Below are 16,571 nucleotides of genomic sequence, written 5' to 3' on the forward strand. Positions count from 1 at the left end.
ACCATTACTGTAACCATTAAAGATATCGCTCAACTCGCCAACGTTTCCATCGCGACTGTTTCGCGCGTGCTGAACAATTCCAAGCCAGTCCGACCAGAGCTGCGGGAAAGAGTCTTGAAAATCGTGCAAGAGACGGGCTTTCAGCCGAATGCGATTGCCAGGAGCTTGGTTAGCAAGGAAACCCGCATCATCGGGGTGATGATTCCCGATATCTCCAACAATTTTTACTCCAATCTCATTTACGGAATTGACAGCGTCATTAGCGAGTACGACTATAGTATGTTTTTGGCGATATCCGATGAAGTGGTGGACAAAGAGCTGAAGTACTTGCGCCTGTTCAAAGAAAAACAAATCGATGGTGTCATTATTGCGAGCATCCATTTCCTGGAGGGCAACATCCAGACGCTGCAAGAGATTCAGGTTCCCCTTGTTGTTACCGGCCACGATTTGCCCGGCTATCAGATTCCGACTGTCAACGTGAACAATGTGCAAGCTTCTTATGATGCTACCGCCTATCTCATTTCGCAAGGCCATACAAAAATCGCGTGTATATCTGGTCCACTGTGGGACCCGCCGTGTGGTCTGGATCGCATGGGTGGTTACCGAAAAGCCATGCGGGCACATGATTTGCCCATCCATGAAGGATTTGTCGTGGAAGGAGAATTCACAGCCAAGAGCGGTTACGAAGCCATGCGCCGTATTTGTGAGGAAAAAATTCGTCCAACAGCCGTTTTTGTCGCCACAGACCTGATGGCGGTTGGCGTCCTCAATTACTTGTACGACCATGGCATTCGTGTACCAGAAGACATCTCCGTCATGGGCTTCGACAATTTGGAGCTCGCCTCACTTTCCCGTCCGATGCTCACCACCGTGCACAATGACCCGTTCATGTACGGAAAAGCCGCAGCAGAGCAATTACTCAGACAAATCCGCAATGAACCTGTAGAGAGAATGAGCACCGTCCCCCATCATCTCGTCATTCGCCAAACTGTAAGCGTTTTACTGGAGTGAGGCAACAAGTCTTTACCATATAGAAGAAGCAAACGAGTTTACGCATTCAAAAGGGGTGAAGAGATATGAAGCTTGGCGTATTTACTGTTCTTTTTAGCGAGAAGTCGTTCGAAGAAATGCTGGATCATGTGAAGGCAGCAGGTTTAGAGGCCGTGGAAATCGGCACAGGCTGCTATCCGGGCAATGCACACTGCAATCTGGATGAGCTGTTGGAAAGTCCGGAAAAAAGACGAGCGTACAAAAAAGCAGTAGAGGATCGGGGATTGATAATCAGCGCGCTTAGTTGTCACGGAAACCCGTTGACACCAGAGAAAAGCTTTGCGCAGCAATCCCACGATACGTTTGTGAAAACGGTACAATTAGCCGAGATGCTGGAGGTGCCTGTGGTCAACTGCTTTTCAGGCACGGCAGGCGACCACGAAGGAGCGAAATACCCGAGCTGGCCCGTTGCTCCTTGGCCCAATGAGTATCACGATGTGCTGCATTGGCAATGGAATGAGAGGCTCATCCCGTATTGGCGCGAATGGACTGCTTATGCGACTGACCATCATGTCAAGGTTGCGCTGGAACTGCATGGCGGATTTCTCGTCCACACACCAGGGACACTGCTAAAGCTGCGGGAACAGGTAGGCGAGGGAATCGGGGCAAACTTCGATCCAAGTCACATGTGGTGGCAAGGGATTGATCCTGTAGCTGCGATCAAAATCTTGGGCAAAGAAAAAGCTATCTATCATTTCCATGCCAAAGACACGTATATCGACCAGGAAAAAGTGAACATGTACGGGCTGACGGATATGAATTCCTACGCCAACCTACATGAACGTGCGTGGTATTTCCGAACCGTAGGCTATGGGCATTCGCAGCAGACGTGGGCGGATATGATGAGTGCACTGCGCATGAATGGATACGATTATGTCGTGAGTATCGAGCATGAGGATGCCATCATGTCGATTGAAGAAGGCTTTTTGCGCGCTGTTCAAAATCTGCAGCAGGTCATCTTGCGAGAACCAGTCCAGAATCTATGGTGGGTGTAGGAGGGAAGGAAATGACGAGTAGACGCAAATGGAAAATCGGAATCATCGGTGCAGGGGGGATTACAGAAGCACACTTGGAGGCGATCAAGGAAGAGCCGCGAGCAGAGGTAGTTGCGATTGCAGATATTTCAGCAGAAATGGCTTCCTTTCGTGCGAAACGGCATGAGATTCCGCAAGTTTTCACCGAATACCAGACGATGCTGCAAGAGTCTGATACGGACGCAATCATTGTTTGTGTCCCGAACTACTTGCATGCAGAAGCGACCAAACGTGCGCTTGCAGCAGGCAAACACTTGTTGTGCGAAAAGCCGATGGCGATGAATGCCCAGGAAGCAGAAGAAATGATCGAAGCCGCGAAGAAAGCAGACAAAATCCTCATGGTAGCTCAAAACAACCGATTCCGAAGCGATTCCCTGCAAGTCAAAACATGGCTGAAGGAAGGAAAACTGGGGAACATTTATCACGCCAAAACCGGTTGGATCAGGAGAAATGGGATTCCCGGATGGGGGAGCTGGTTTACGCAAAAAGAAAGGGCTGGCGGCGGTCCGTTGATTGATATCGGCGTACATATGCTCGATTTGACCTTATGGCTCTTGGATCATCCAAAGCCTGTATCTGTCCTCGGGCAAACGTATGCGCAATTCGGACCTCACAAACGCGGCTTGTCAGAGTGGGGAAGGATCGATGATAACGGGAAGTTTGACGTGGAAGATATGGCAGTTGCGATGATCACTTTTGAGAATGGATTGTCACTTACGCTCGATGCAAGCTGGGCTTCTCACATCGCAGAGGAAAACGTTTTCCTTCAACTATATGGACAAGAGGGTGGGGCCTCCCTGCGTTTATTGGAGAACCAGTTCACGCTTTACCACGAGTGGAACGGCGTAACTGCTTCGACAGAATTAACACCAAAACCTCAAAAAGAACGCGTACTCTTATTCCGTAATTTCATAGACGCCATCGAAGGGAAAGCAGAGGTGCTCTGCACACCGGAACAAGCCTTGTACATCAACAGATTGATCGAAGCCATCTACGCATCTGCACAAAAAGGTGAAGCAGTCCGCTTCTAACATGAGCATAGGGGGTTACTTAGATGAAAGTTGCAAAAAGACTTACATCCGCTGGACTTACCTTATTAATGGCCTTCTCATTGGCAGCATGTTCTTCCACACCTCAGCAAGCTTCTACAGATACAACCCCATCACAGCCTTCAACACCAACCGCACCTAAAACAGAGCCATCACAGCCCACAGCAGAAAAAATCAAGCTTGTCTACGCACGCGGAAAAGACGCGACGGATTCCACCAAAAAGCTCGTGGAGGCTTTCCAAAAAGCCCATCCGAATATCGAAGTAGAAATCCGTGAGATGCCTGCCGATTCCGGGCAGAGTCATGATCAATACGTTACCATGTTCAGTGCCCAATCCTCCGAGATCGATGTATTTGACCTGGACGTGATCTGGCCGGCTGAATTCGCACAAGCGGGTTATCTTCTGCCGCTCGACCGCCTGATGGAGCAAGATGGAATCGAGACCGGAAAATATATCAAGGGGGCCATGGATGCTGGGAACTTTGGCGGCCAGCAATGGACCATGCCCAAGTTTATCGACGCGGGACTCTTGTTTTACCGCAAAGATCTTGTATCCAAAGCACCAAAGACGTGGGATGACCTGATTGCCCAAGCAAAGGCAACGAAGGGCAAGGGCGGCACGAAGTTCGGCTACTTGATGCAAGCCAAGCAATATGAAGGACTGGTTTGCAACTTTGTCGAGTTCAGTGCATCGTACGGCGGAAAAATTTTGGATGAACAAGGCAAAGTAGCGGTCAACAATCCGGCTACGATCAAAGGGTTGAAAAAAATGATCGAGGTCGTCAAATCTGATTTCGTCCCATCCAATGTCACCACATTCATGGAGCCGGAATCACACACCGCTTTCCTCGAGGGGCAGGCACCATTTATCCGCAACTGGCCGTATCAGTTCGCGTTGGCGCAGGATCAGGCCCAGTCCAAAATCGTTGATCAAGTAGCAATCGCTCCACTGCCAGCTGGCGATGCAGGCTCCGCAGCAGCACTTGGCGGTTGGATGGGCGGAATCAACAAGTTCTCGAAGCACCCGAAAGAAGCATGGGAATTCCTCAAATTCATGACAGGTCCAGAGGGTCAGAAAATATCAGCGATAGAAGGTGGGCTCGCACCAACTTACCTGCCAGCCTACGAAGACGCCGATGTTCAAAAAGCCAGTCCGTTGTTCGCCAACAAAGATTTCGTCGATGGCGTAAGCGCTGCTGTATCTCGTCCAACGACTCCGATCTATCCCAAAATTTCGGAAGTGATCCAGATTGAAGTGTCCAAAGCGCTTGCAGGGCAGCAAACAGCCGAGCAAGCGGTGCAAAACATGGAAACGCAGATGAACGACTTGATGAGAAATTAAGCGGCACCATATGGAGCTTCCAAGGGAGTCTAACCGACTTCCTTGGAAGTTGCACAACGATCAGGCAAGCCCAAGCATGCTTCTAGCGGGAAGGAAGGTGGTGAACGGATGAATCGATCAACCAAAATGTCTCTCTCAGAAAAACAGATGGGGTATGTGCTGATTTTTCCTGCACTGCTCATCATACTTGTTATCGCGATTTGGCCTGTCATGCGATCCTTTTGGATCAGTCTGCACGATATTCGGTTGAACGACCCGACGAAATCAGAGATTCACTCTTCATACGGACTAGATATGGAACGCTACGTCAGCACGTTACCCAATCTGCTCCGGTATGTAAAGAGGGAGGCGGACTCTGCAGAAGGGTCATCAAAAGAAAAATTGAACGCGCTCCAAGTGCAAATCGAGCAAATGAACACTTCCCTCAACCAAACAGGCGAGGTCGCGAGCCGATACCAAATGATCGACCAGCTATTGCTGGACTTTAAACCAGTCCCCACAGAACTCAAATATGTGAGCCTCTCGAACCTACAAACAGAGTCTATCAAAAACACCTTGGCGGAAATCAGAGCGGTCCTTTTGCAAATGAGTGAACAAAAGCTGCTTTCGAAGCCAGAGGGTGCTCTTGGCGTGATCCAAGGCATTGAAGCTTCGATAATCGAACCCAACTTTGTTGGCTTTGCCTACTACAAGAAGTTTTTAACGGACGCCCGGATGTGGGGGGCTATGTACAATACAGCATTTTTTACCGTTATTTCCGTTGCTATTGAACTAGTGCTCGGCATATTGATCGCGCTGTTGATCAATCGACCTTTTCGTGGAAGGAGTCTTGTACGAGCAACTGTGTTAATACCGTGGGCGATTCCGACTGTTATCTCCGCGATGATGTGGAAGTTTTTGTACGATGGGCAAAATGGCATCGTCGCCTATCTTTTTGAGCAGGCAGGGCTGATCGCGGATATGGGGATGCTCCTGACGACAAAGGCTGGAGCCATGTTTTCCGTCATTTTGGCCGATGTGTGGAAGACGACGCCGTTCATGGCTTTGCTCATATTCGCAGGCCTGCAAACGATTCCCCAAAGCTTGTATGAAGCAGCTTCTGTCGACGGTGCCACCCGCACCCAGCAATTTTTTCGTATTACGCTTCCGATGCTGAAATCAACTATTCTGGTGGCGCTATTGTTCCGCACACTAGATGCGTTCCGCGTATTTGACCTGATTTACACGCTGACAGGTGGGGCACCCGGGAACTCAACCGAGACCATTTCCATTTACGCGTACAAAACGATGTTTGCTCAAATGAGTTTTGGAGAAGGTTCTGCGCTTGCGGTCATTGTCTTTTTATGTGTGGCATTGATCTCCATCGGCTATGTCAAAATATTGGGAGCTGATCTGCTGAGTGATGGCAGTAGCAAATAAGGAGGTGATTGGATGGGTAAACATACAGGTCCCTTGTTTTACGTGGGGCTACTGCTATTCGTTTTTCTTGTGATGTTCCCGTTTTTATGGATTCTCCTCGCAGCATTGAAGCCACCAGCGGAGCTGTTTGGAGAGCGAGCCTTTTATTTTATCATCCAAAATCCTTCGTTGGACAACTTTGTCCGCGTCTTCACGGAAAGACCGTTTGCCCGTTACTTGTGGAATTCAACTGTCGTGGCGACGTTAACCACACTCTACTCTATAACGATCGCTTCCTTTGCTGCATATGCAATTGCCTGGCTTTCCTTTCGGGGGAAAACGGTTATTTTGGGTGTCGTACTGGCTGTGTCCATGTTTCCGCAGATCGCTACCATTTCTCCTATTTTTATGTTCATGCAATCGATGGGCTTAACGAACAGCTACATTGGCCTGATCATTCCGTATACAACCTTCGCGCTGCCGCTCGCCATCTGGAATCTGACCATCTTTTTCCGCAAAATACCGAGTGATTTGGGCGAAGCAGCCAAAGTAGACGGTGCGAGCATTTGGCAAACGATGACGAAAGTGTTTTTCCCGCTTGCTATGCCTGGGGTTTTTACGACCGCCATCCTCGTTTTTATCGCAGCGTGGAATGAATTTTTGTTCGCCTTGACGTTGAATACACAGGAAGCGATGAAGACAGTGCCTGTGGGAATCGTCATGTTTCAGGGAATGTTTACAATCCCGTGGGGAGAAATATCTGCTGCCTCCATCATTGTGACGATCCCGCTCGTAGTGATGGTGTTGATTTTCCAGAGGCGGATTATTTCAGGATTGACGTCCGGGGCAGTAAAAGAATGAAAGGGAGTCATTCGATCATTTGTCCCGCAAATGTGATTGTGTTACGGTGGAAGCAGCAATCAGAAAGCGAGTTGACGAACGCATGAATAATCTTACAAAATTTCAGATTAACAGGCCTGCCCATGAAGTGTTCGAAGCTTTCGTGGACCCGGCGAAAATCGGCAACTTCTGGTTCTCTTCCAGCTCGGCAAGGTGGGAAGAAGGGAAGCACATTACATTATTCTACGATATTTACAACGCAGAAGTAGGGATTGCCGTTCGCGAAATCAAAGAGCACAAACGAATCGTTTTCCAGTGGGCGGGAGAAGAAAATACTGTAACGATTACATTAAACGCGTTGGATGAAGCCACGACGATCATTGAAGTGAACGAAGAGGGTTTTCAAGAAGAGGATCCAGCGCTTCTACAAAAAATCGTCGACAATAAAGAAGGCTGGGTGTACGTCTTAAGCTGTTTGAAGGGGTATCTGGAGCATGGGATCAACACTTTAAGAGAAGGGCTTGTGAAATAGCCCCCGAATGTTTGCAAGACCATACGCTGAAAGAACGAGAAAGCCCGAACCAAAGTGTATCGGGCTTTTCCTTTTGCCTTATTTAATGCCGAGGGTACGCTTTTTTCGAACGAGCGTGGATATGTTCACTTGCAGCTTATCCGCACACTGCTGCATGGTGTCTGTCTCTTTCAAGAGGCGCTGGATATACGCTCGTTCAAACCGTTCGACCGCTTCTTTTAGCGGCAATAGCTCATCCATTTTAGCGAGTTGGAGAGGCAGGGCTGTCTGTTGCGTATTACGAATGGATGTTGGCAACTGATCAAAGGTAATCCGCCCATTTTCACACATGTGGAAAGAACGTTCCACCACATTTTTCAACTCGCGTGTATTCCCTGGCCAATCATAATCCATCAGCGCCTCCAACGCATCTGTTTCGATGCGCATCTCTTGCTGGTACTTCCATTCGAGCTTTTTCAAATAGTAGAAAATGAGAGCCGGAATATCCTCGCGGCGCTCACGCAAGGGTGGGATGGTAAGAGAAAGTACGTTTAGCCGGTAGAACAAATCCTGCCGAAAACGCTTTTGTTCCACCATCGCTTCCAAATCACTATTAGTGGCAGCGATGATACGCATGTTCACTTGACGAGATGTTTTCCCCCCAAGTCTGCGAATCCGTCCATCCTGCAACACATTCAAGAGCTTCACCTGTAAAGGAAAGGGAAGGTCTCCAATCTCATCGAGAAATATGGTTCCTCGATCCGCCAGCTCAAACAATCCTTCCTTTGACTGGCTTGCCCCCGTAAATGCGCCTTTCTCATAGCCAAACAATTCTGACTCAAGCAAATGCTCGGGAATGGCCCCACAGTTAATCTTGATAAACTCTCCAGTTCGTCCGCTTTGCGCGTGAATGTAATTCGCCATGACATCTTTACCAACACCAGACTCACCTAGCAAAAGGATGGGAGAGTCGTTGGTCGCAAAGCGCTTGGCGAGTGAAGCGATTCGATGCATGAGCCCACTGCGATAAATGATCTGCTCGTCAAAGTTACCATCGGTTTGGATATGCTCCAGAGCCCTTTGATACGCCGAACTGATTTGACGTGTTTCTTCCAGCTCCTTCTGAAGCTGATTCAGTTCCGTGACGTCGCGCACATTTCCCACTACAAACAATAATTCCTGATTTGAATCGAGCAGCGGGGTAGCTGTGTTAATCGCTTGCCGACCGTTTGGATAATCGATCACGACACTATGGGTTTGTTTCGTCAAAATCGTCCGCACAGCAGAAGAGTCAGGAACAAGATGCATTTCTTTTTGCTCCATAAAGCTGAAATTATTCAGGATGTCGGCGGGAACTCCCGTGATGTTCAAGTACGCCTCATTGTAGAGTAGGACGTAGCCGTTGCGGTCACAGATCGCCAATCCATCGTGAGACGTACTGAAGATGGTTGTCAGCAATTTTGCGAGTTCATGATTATCACTGGCCTGGAAATACTTGGTTTGATACATCGAAGTCCTCCTTGGTAGGCTTGTAAACGGAATAATCAGAATTAATCATCAATGCGCAAACATGCATATGCAAAAATGATCATTTTTGAATAGTTTTGTTGTGAAATCGCTTTCAAATGTTTGGCATGTTACTTGCTCTTCTATAGGGACGAAAGCAAAAGTAAGTCGATCTGAATCACACTAACGAAAGACACTGCGGTGTTTTTCATTGAAAAAGAGAGGGATGTTTCCATGTCTTCATTATATCAGGTATTGAGTCCAGCGGGTGAGCTGGTAGGCGATCTCAAGGGGCAATTAGACGAGGCGACGATGATCAAGATGTATGAAAATATGGTGCTGGTTCGCCAGTTTGACCGCAAGTCGATTAACCTGCAACGACAAGGAAGAATGGGTACGTATGCTCCTTTTGAAGGGCAGGAAGCTTCGCAAGTAGGCAGCGCGATGGCATTAACACCTGGAGATTGGCTTTTCCCAACCTACCGAGACCATGCGGCAGCAATCGTCCATGGTCAATCCATGGCACGGGTGTTCCTCTATTGGATGGGCCACATGGAAGGGAGTATCAGTCCGAAGCATTTGAACATCATGCCGCCCTGCGTACCGATTGCGACTCAAATGGTTCATGCGGTAGGGACGGCTTGGGCGAGCAAGCTGCAAAACGAAAAGCATGTCAGCATCGCCTACTTTGGTGATGGAGCAAGCTCAGAGGGCGATTTTCATGAGGCATTGAATTTTGCAGGCGTATTTCAAACACCGACCATTTTCTTCTGTCAAAACAACGGCTTCGCCATCAGCGTTCCGTTTTCACAGCAGTCTTCATCGAAAACGATTGCACAGCGTTCGGCTGCTTATGACATCCCTGGAGTTCGGATAGACGGCAATGATATCTTCGCTGTTTGGCTGACGATGAAAGAAGCCATGCAACGTGCACTAGATGGCAAGGGACCGACGTTGATCGAAGCGGTGACATTCCGCTATGGCGCACACACAACCGCAGATGATCCAAAGAAATACCGGGATCAAGAGAGTTTGTCCGAGGAATGGCGTCAAGAACGCGATCCACTCCAACGTCTGCGTGTATATCTGGAGAATCAAGGGTTGTGGAATGAAACGAAGGAAGCAGAGTTGGTTGCACGGATGAATGAACAGATCGACGCAGCTCTTGTCGAAGCAGAGAGCTATCCGAAGTCCAAACCGGAAGACATGTTCAAGCACGTCTACGCTGAACCATCGTGGATGGCAACGGAACAGGAGAGCGAGCTCGTCAAGCCATCGAAGCAGGAGGGAATCCCCGCATGAAACGCAAACTGACGATGATTCAAGCAATCACGGAGGCTATGGATCAAAAATTGGCAGATGATTCACGCATTATGCTGCTCGGCGAGGATATTGGCGTGAATGGTGGCGTGTTCCGGGCGACGGAAGATTTGATTCACAAGTACGGTCCGGATCGTGTAGTGGACACGCCGCTTGCTGAGGCGGGAATCATCGGGGCAGCAATCGGTCTTGCCATGAACGGGAAAATTCCTGTGGTCGAGATTCAATTCCTTGCCTTCATATATCCGGGCTTTGAGCAAATTGTTTCTCATGCGGCACGCATGCGCTATCGGACTCGCGGACAGTACCATGTCCCGATGGTCATACGCACACCGTATGGAGCAGGGATTCGCGGTCCTGAGCTGCATTCGGAGAGTGTCGAAACGTTTTTTGCTCATGTCCCTGGCTTAAAGGTTGTAGCACCAAGCACACCTTATGATGCAAAAGGCTTGCTTATTGCAGCAATGGAAGATCCTGACCCGGTCATATTTTTGGAGCCGACCAAGCTGTATCGTGCATTTAAACAAGAGGTCCCAGAGGAAATGTACCGTGTCCCCATTGGAAAAGCGAAGGTCGTCCAGGAAGGCTCGGATGTATCCATTTTTGCTTGGGGAGCGATGCTTCGCGTCGCTGAGGATGCTGCGAAGCAGATCGAGCGCGAAAACGGCTTGAGTTGTGAAATCATTGATCTGCGGACGCTCTATCCATTGGATCGGGATACGATCATCGCCTCGGTCAAAAAGACTGGACGCGCAGTTGTCGTACATGAAGCGCATAAGACCGCCGGGTTGGGTGCAGAGATCATCTCCATAATCAATGATGAAGCATTGATCTACATGAAGGCTCCCGTGAAACGGATTACCGGATTTGACGTCCCCGTCCCGCAATTCAGCATTGAGGATGACTATTTGCCAACGGCTGAACGCGTGAAGGATGGAATTTTGGAAACGGCTACGTTTTAAAGAGAAGGAGCGAGTCATATGGTTGAGTTCAAGCTTCCTGATGTGGGAGAAGGTATGCATGAAGGAGAAATTGTAAAAGTACTGGTTCGCACGGGCGAATCCGTTCAACAGGATCAACCGCTGCTGGAGGTTCAGACAGACAAGGTGAATGCCGAGTTGTCTGCGCCAGTGACAGGCATTATTCGTGACATTTTCATATCAGAAGGGGAAACAGTAGAGGTCGGAACTACCCTTCTCGTAATCGATGCAGGTACGGAAGCAAAGAAGGAAGAGACAAAGCTTCCAGAAAAGGTCGTAAATCCGGATAAGACAGTCAATTTTGCCCCAGCTCGTGCTGATCACCGCCGCTCATTGGCCACACCATACGTTCGGCAGCTGGCACGGGAAATGAAGCTGGATATCGAGTTGGTCACGGGAACAGGAGCAGCAGGGCGTGTGACGGAAGAAGATTTGCGCCAATTCGCCAATCGACTGCAAAAATCAGTACCAGCCAAGTTTCCGACCTCGGCTACTGGCAATGAGCGTCTGTTGGAGGCAAGTACGGTGGAGGTTGAGACTGAACCGGTTGTTCAGCCGAAAATAGGAACCACTACTCGTGCGACCACCTCGTCGCAGGGAGATATCGAACGGCTACCTTTAAAAGGCATCCGGAAAAAGATTGCCGAGCATATGGTGAAATCAGTGACAATCATCCCGCATGTTACTTCAGTCGATGAGCTGGAGATGGATCAGCTGCGTGCTTTGCGCGAAAAGCTAAAGCCACATGCGGAAAAACGGAATATCAAGCTGACCTTCCTGCCGTTCTTTATCAAGGCGCTGGTCATTGCACTGAAGGAATTCCCGACGCTGAACGCATCGATTGACGAACCTACGAATGAAATCCTGCTCAAGCGTTTTTACCATATCGGTATTGCAACGGATACGCCGGAGGGCTTGATCGTACCAGTTATCAAGGATGCAGACCACAAATCGATTTTTCAACTCGCAGAGGAAATCGATCAGCTCGCACGCTTGGCTCGCGAAGGCAAATTGACTATGGAGCACATAACAGGCGGCACCTTCACGATCAGCAATGTAGGTCCTATCGGGGGACTGCAAGCAACTCCCATCATTAATCACCCCGAAGTGGCGATTATCAGTTTGCACAAAATGGAGAAGCGTTGGGTCGTGCGTGAGGATGAAGGAGTTATTCGCTGGATGATGAACCTGTCACTTTCGTTTGATCATCGCCTGATCGATGGCGTGACGGCGGTACGTTTTACCAACCGGATCAAGGAGTTGCTGGAAGATCCGAATCTATTGTTTGCGGAGATGGTATAGATGGTAGTCGGCGAAGTAGCAGTCGAAACAGATGTGGTTGTCATCGGCGGTGGGCCAGGAGGTTATGCAGCCGCTATTCGTCTCGGACAGCTGGGGAAATCAGTTGTTCTCATTGAAAAAGAAGTACTGGGTGGGGTCTGCTTGAATCGCGGATGCATTCCGTCGAAAGCCTTGATTCATACAGCAGGCGAATACCACAAGTTAAGTAGTCTAACTAAGCTTGGAATTCAACTGCCGACAGGGAAAACGACGTTCCACATGCCGAGCTGGCAGACGTGGAAGTCTTCTGTCGTTGCTCAGCTGAACAAAGGGGTCGATTATCTCTGCCAGGCCAACGGGGTTACGGTCGTAAAGGGGATAGCGACATTTCTCTCGAGTGATCGGATTGGCGTAGAGACGGGTGGCGATTTTGAAACGTACAAATTCAAACAAGCCATTATTGCGACAGGATCACGTCCATTCATTCCATCGTTTTTAAAAACAGATGGAGAATATATTCTGGATTCTACTGATATGCTGGCATTGGATGACGTACCGGAAACACTTGCCATTATCGGCGGGGGCTATATTGGAATGGAGCTCGGGATGGCGTTTGCCAAGCTTGGATCGCAGGTGACTGTCATCGAGGCAACCGAGCGAATTTTGCCACAGACAGCTGCGCATCTCTCTTCGGAAGTGCTCAAGCAAGCAAAACAGCTCAGGATGACGGTCAAGACCGCAACAAAGGTAGAAAAGGCTGAGGTAACGAACGGAAGAGTCACGCTCGCATGCACCTCGGAAAAGAACGGTTCCGAAAGTGTCACCGCACATAAAACGCTCGTCACCATAGGGCGAGTGCCGAACACAGGCGAACTCGGACTTGCGCAGGCGGGTGTAGAAATGGACGAGCGCGGCTACATACCCGTCACATCGATTGGCAGTACGAACAGGGCGCATATTTATGCCATCGGCGATGTAACACCTGGCCCTGCGTTAGCCCATCGTGCAACGAAGCAAGGGATTGTGGCAGCCGAGGTGATCGCAGGGCTGCCTAGCAGCGTAGATTCCCCTTTTGTACCTTATGTGATTTTTACCGAACCGCAAATAGCGGGTGTGGGGATGACACGCGAAGAGGCAGAACTTCAAGGATACAAGGTCAAGGTAGCGGCTTTTCCTTATCGGGCGAATGGAAGAGCACTCGCCATGGATGAGGGAGAGGGTTTTGCAGAAGTGATAGTGGATCAAGAAAGCCATTTATTATTGGGAATGCACGTTGTAGGTGCGGATGCCTCAAACCTGATTGGGGAGGGTGTGCTGGCACTTGAGCTTGCTGCACGTGTAGAAGATGTGGCGTTAACTATGCATCCGCATCCCACTTTAAGCGAAGTATGGCTGGAGGCTGCTGAAGCGGTGTTAGGTCATGCCATTCATATCGTAAACAAATCAAAAGTAGCTGTGAACCAATAGAACTATCGTGAAACCTTAAAGATATGTGACGGATATTCATGACAATGATCAGCCTCAGACCCTGTCAAGATTAGCATTTGCATGAATGTGCTACGCTTGAATTAATCTCGTGCAAAGGATGTGTGGTCATTATGAAATTGAATCACGTCAATCTTACGGTTACGGATGTTCCAGCTGCTTCTGATTTCTTGGAGAAATATTTTGGCTTGAAAAAGTTAGATACGTCGGATGATGCCCGTGGCGATAGTTTTGGGGTCCTATTTGACGATAACGGCCTGGTGTTTACCTTGATGAAGGGTGCCGAAGTCCAATATCCAAAGACATTTCATATCGGCTTCATTCAGGAGAGCGAAGAGAAAGTAAATGAAATCAATCAACGCTTAAAAGAAGATGGTTACAAAGTAGCACCGCCAGTAAGATCGCATGGCTGGACGTTTTACGTGAAAGCTCCTGGTGGATTTACAGTTGAGGTACTTGCGTAGCATTAAATACACATAGTTGAAAGCCTTCTTTTTTCTCACAAGAAAAGAGGGTTTTCTTTTTTATTGTTTAAACATCCGGTAAATCAGAAGGGGTGGGCGTTAAGTTGCAACTCCCACCGCTGGCTACGATAGAAAGACATTTTTTATACTTGCAGGCTCTCTTTCTTCCCATAATGGAATCCCAATTGATATGCACGGTCCAACAACAACTGCTCGATATGCGCAGGATTTTGCGCCAAGGTGTCATAAAGGAACTCAACTCTCGAATTGTCGATTCCGACGTAACCAGAGATTCCGACATTGAGGTGATGCGCTATCATTTGGTCATAACTTCTTTTTTGAAAATGATCTTCCGTTGCAGCTGCCAGACCAATCCACAATGCATGCTTATGATGCAGTTTACTTGAGCCGTAGGCAAACCCGTTGTTCCAGACGCGATCGATATATCCTTTCAACATGGCTGGCATGCTGAACCACCAGATCGGAAAAATGAAGGCTAACGCGTCGTGTTTTCTCATACGCTCCATTTCAATCTCGACCTCTTCGGAATATTTCTTATCGCCATTATTCCAATCCGGCTCATCTTCCTCCCATAATACAGGGTGAAACCCACTGCGATGCAAATCCAAAACTTCAACCTCATGCCCTGCATCTTTTAGGCCCTGAACGAAGCGTTCTGAAACGGCAAAGGTCAAGGAATTGGTTCGTGGATGGGTAACAACTGTCAGTACTTTCATTTCATACACCCTCTATCTTTGTAGTCATTTATACGGCCATCTTCTAAGGCGCTGGTATATCCGAATCATGCACCATATAATGGAATGTGAAAAGTACGCACTTTTTTGTGCTTTTAATACCAAAAAGTAACATAGGAACAAAAAGGTTCCTGAAAAAATCGTAAGCCATGAGGGAGGATAGTAAATCGATGAGACCAAAGCTCAAACATACATACCAAATTCCTTCTGAAGCAACGCTAGATGTTTTAGGTGGAAAATGGAAAACCTTGATTTTATGTCAGCTATACTACGGGCCAAAAAGAACGAGCGAATTGAAAAAACAAATGCCGGACATTAGCCAAAAAATCCTGACACAGCAGCTTCGTGAGTTAGAAGAGGATGGAATCGTCATTAGGACCGTGTACAGCCAAGTACCGCCAAAGGTCGAGTATGAATTGAGTGAATTGGGAGAATCGCTCAAACCAATTATGGATCTCATGTGTGAATGGGGCGAACGTTACCTACGCGGGGAAATACCGGGCAAAGAAGTTGCAGACCCTGCAAAAAACGCGGTTAGATACAGAGCTATTCAAGGAATTTGACAGAAAGATCAGAAATTGGCAAGAAAAGCAGATTGTTTCAGCAGCGTGGGTTCAAGAGTCGATTCAGCCAAAATTTCGGATATACGAGAGGATTGGGTCTTACGGCTTGTTGTGTTCAGCAGTGAGCTGTACGACCATTCTTTGCGGCCTTTTGCTTTATTCAGAAAGTACATACTTGCAGCGGAATAGAGCGAAAACCAGTTCAGGGCACGAGCAGGTCCTTCGAACTGGTTTCTTTTTACATGAAACATTTTATTTGGGTGGTGCGTCTGTATGGACAAGAGTTGACTGCCAGAATGGCTAGCTGCAGGAAGATGTTGCTGTACACAGATGCGCAGGATTTGCCAAGCCCGTCCAAGGATGCATTCAAATAAAGCATCAAGCAGGATACAAGTGGATAAGGAAGGTATTGTGTACCCATAATACCTTTGACAGACAACAAAGAATTCGGGGTGTTTAGAATGAAAAAATGGAAACTGTTATCGCTCATGCTGATTACCGCAATGGGGTTAAGCGCATGTGGCGGTCCTGCTGCACCGGATGTGCTGGAGCAAGTAGAAGTTGTACCGAAACCTACGTATACAGTAGGGAGTGAAGTCATCTTGAAAGCAAGTCACCAACCAGGGATGCAAGGGGCGAAAGCAAAAATCGTGGGGGCTTACGACACGACGGCCTATTCCGTTACCTATACGCCTACAACGGGTGAGCCCCCTGTGAAAGGTTATAAATGGATCATTCAAGAAGAAATCAAGAACCATATCCAGCAACCGTATAATCCGGGAACGGAAGTCGTCTTGAAGGCGGATCATGTGAAAGGGATGCTCGATGCATCAGCCAAGCTTGATACGGCAAATACAACGACTGTCTATATGATCGATTACACTCCCACGACAGGGGGAGGAGAAATAAAGAACTACAAATGGGTAACGGAGGATGAGATATCACCAGTCAAATGATCGATGCCATCCTTTTATGGAAAAAGGCAGCCGCGG

General features: G+C 48.3%; 17 protein-coding genes. 15 read left to right on the forward strand and 2 right to left on the reverse strand.

From position 1 onward, the window contains the following. Positions 1 to 24 precede the first annotated feature (24 nt). The 7 genes from HP567_RS17350 (at position 25) to HP567_RS17380 (ending at position 7,246) form a co-directional block, all read left to right on the forward strand. Positions 25 to 1,011 carry a substrate-binding domain-containing protein gene (locus tag HP567_RS17350; RefSeq protein ID WP_173609823.1) on the forward strand — a complete coding sequence of 329 codons (987 nt, stop codon included), beginning with the start codon at positions 25 to 27 and terminating at the stop codon, positions 1,009 to 1,011. A 65-nt stretch (positions 1,012 to 1,076) separates the two neighbouring features. Continuing rightward, positions 1,077 to 2,045: a sugar phosphate isomerase/epimerase family protein gene (locus HP567_RS17355; protein ID WP_173609279.1), complete on the forward strand. Its 969-nt coding sequence runs from the start codon at positions 1,077 to 1,079 to the stop codon at positions 2,043 to 2,045. Positions 2,046 to 2,056: 11 nt separating this feature from the next. After that, the gene (locus tag HP567_RS17360; RefSeq protein ID WP_173609278.1) at positions 2,057 to 3,115 is read left to right on the forward strand and encodes a Gfo/Idh/MocA family protein; all 1,059 of its coding nucleotides are present in this window, start codon (positions 2,057 to 2,059) and stop codon (positions 3,113 to 3,115) included. 23 nt (positions 3,116 to 3,138) lie between these two features. After that, positions 3,139 to 4,476, forward strand: coding sequence for an extracellular solute-binding protein (locus HP567_RS17365; protein ID WP_173609277.1), 1,338 nt, complete (start codon positions 3,139 to 3,141; stop codon positions 4,474 to 4,476). Positions 4,477 to 4,584: 108 nt separating this feature from the next. Beyond that, complete coding sequence (locus HP567_RS17370) at positions 4,585 to 5,895, forward strand: carbohydrate ABC transporter permease (protein WP_173609276.1); 1,311 nt, start codon at positions 4,585 to 4,587, stop codon at positions 5,893 to 5,895. A gap of 12 nt (positions 5,896 to 5,907) precedes the next feature. Next, a complete protein-coding gene (locus HP567_RS17375) occupies positions 5,908 to 6,735 on the forward strand; it encodes a carbohydrate ABC transporter permease (protein ID WP_173609275.1) in 828 nt (275 codons plus the stop codon). A gap of 19 nt (positions 6,736 to 6,754) precedes the next feature. Beyond that, entirely contained in the window at positions 6,755 to 7,246 is a 492-nt protein-coding gene (locus HP567_RS17380; protein WP_173609274.1) for an SRPBCC family protein, read from the forward strand. Positions 7,247 to 7,324: 78 nt separating this feature from the next. Here HP567_RS17380 and HP567_RS17385 read toward each other — a convergent pair whose 3' ends face one another. Next, complete coding sequence (locus HP567_RS17385; protein WP_173609273.1) at positions 7,325 to 8,734, reverse strand: sigma-54 interaction domain-containing protein; 1,410 nt, start codon at positions 8,732 to 8,734, stop codon at positions 7,325 to 7,327. 231 nt (positions 8,735 to 8,965) lie between these two features. Between HP567_RS17385 and pdhA the strand changes: the two genes are divergently transcribed. The 5 genes from pdhA (at position 8,966) to HP567_RS17410 (ending at position 14,261) form a co-directional block, all read left to right on the forward strand. Continuing rightward, complete coding sequence (pdhA, locus tag HP567_RS17390) at positions 8,966 to 10,033, forward strand: pyruvate dehydrogenase (acetyl-transferring) E1 component subunit alpha (RefSeq protein ID WP_173609272.1); 1,068 nt, start codon at positions 8,966 to 8,968, stop codon at positions 10,031 to 10,033. Beyond that, complete coding sequence (locus HP567_RS17395) at positions 10,030 to 11,013, forward strand: alpha-ketoacid dehydrogenase subunit beta (RefSeq protein WP_173609271.1); 984 nt, start codon at positions 10,030 to 10,032, stop codon at positions 11,011 to 11,013. The genes pdhA and HP567_RS17395 overlap by 4 nt, the downstream gene beginning before the upstream one ends. 18 nt (positions 11,014 to 11,031) lie before the next feature. After that, complete coding sequence (locus HP567_RS17400; RefSeq protein WP_173609270.1) at positions 11,032 to 12,333, forward strand: dihydrolipoamide acetyltransferase family protein; 1,302 nt, start codon at positions 11,032 to 11,034, stop codon at positions 12,331 to 12,333. After that, positions 12,334 to 13,779 (forward strand): dihydrolipoyl dehydrogenase, encoded by a 1,446-nt coding sequence (lpdA, locus tag HP567_RS17405; protein ID WP_173609269.1) that lies wholly within the window; start codon positions 12,334 to 12,336, stop codon positions 13,777 to 13,779. A 131-nt stretch (positions 13,780 to 13,910) separates the two neighbouring features. Further along, positions 13,911 to 14,261, forward strand: coding sequence for a VOC family protein (locus tag HP567_RS17410; protein WP_173609268.1), 351 nt, complete (start codon positions 13,911 to 13,913; stop codon positions 14,259 to 14,261). A 143-nt stretch (positions 14,262 to 14,404) separates the two neighbouring features. Here the strand turns inward: HP567_RS17410 and HP567_RS17415 are convergent, their stop codons facing one another. Beyond that, the gene (locus HP567_RS17415) at positions 14,405 to 14,998 is read right to left on the reverse strand and encodes an NAD(P)H oxidoreductase (protein ID WP_173609267.1); all 594 of its coding nucleotides are present in this window, start codon (positions 14,996 to 14,998) and stop codon (positions 14,405 to 14,407) included. A 188-nt stretch (positions 14,999 to 15,186) separates the two neighbouring features. Between HP567_RS17415 and HP567_RS17420 the strand changes: the two genes are divergently transcribed. The 3 genes from HP567_RS17420 to HP567_RS17425 all read left to right on the forward strand — a co-directional run bounded on the left by HP567_RS17420 (position 15,187) and on the right by HP567_RS17425 (position 16,535). Then, a complete protein-coding gene (locus HP567_RS17420; RefSeq protein ID WP_173609266.1) occupies positions 15,187 to 15,579 on the forward strand; it encodes a winged helix-turn-helix transcriptional regulator in 393 nt (130 codons plus the stop codon). A gap of 242 nt (positions 15,580 to 15,821) precedes the next feature. Beyond that, the gene (locus HP567_RS29845; protein WP_255675795.1) at positions 15,822 to 15,953 is read left to right on the forward strand and encodes a hypothetical protein; all 132 of its coding nucleotides are present in this window, start codon (positions 15,822 to 15,824) and stop codon (positions 15,951 to 15,953) included. 87 nt (positions 15,954 to 16,040) lie between these two features. After that, on the forward strand, positions 16,041 to 16,535 hold the full coding sequence (locus HP567_RS17425) for a YdhK family protein (protein WP_173609265.1): 495 nt from the start codon (positions 16,041 to 16,043) through the stop codon (positions 16,533 to 16,535). The last annotated feature ends 36 nt before the right edge of the window (positions 16,536 to 16,571 follow it).

The sequence above is a fragment of the Brevibacillus sp. M2.1A genome (assembly GCF_013284355.2).
GTDB lineage: Bacteria > Bacillota > Bacilli > Brevibacillales > Brevibacillaceae > Brevibacillus.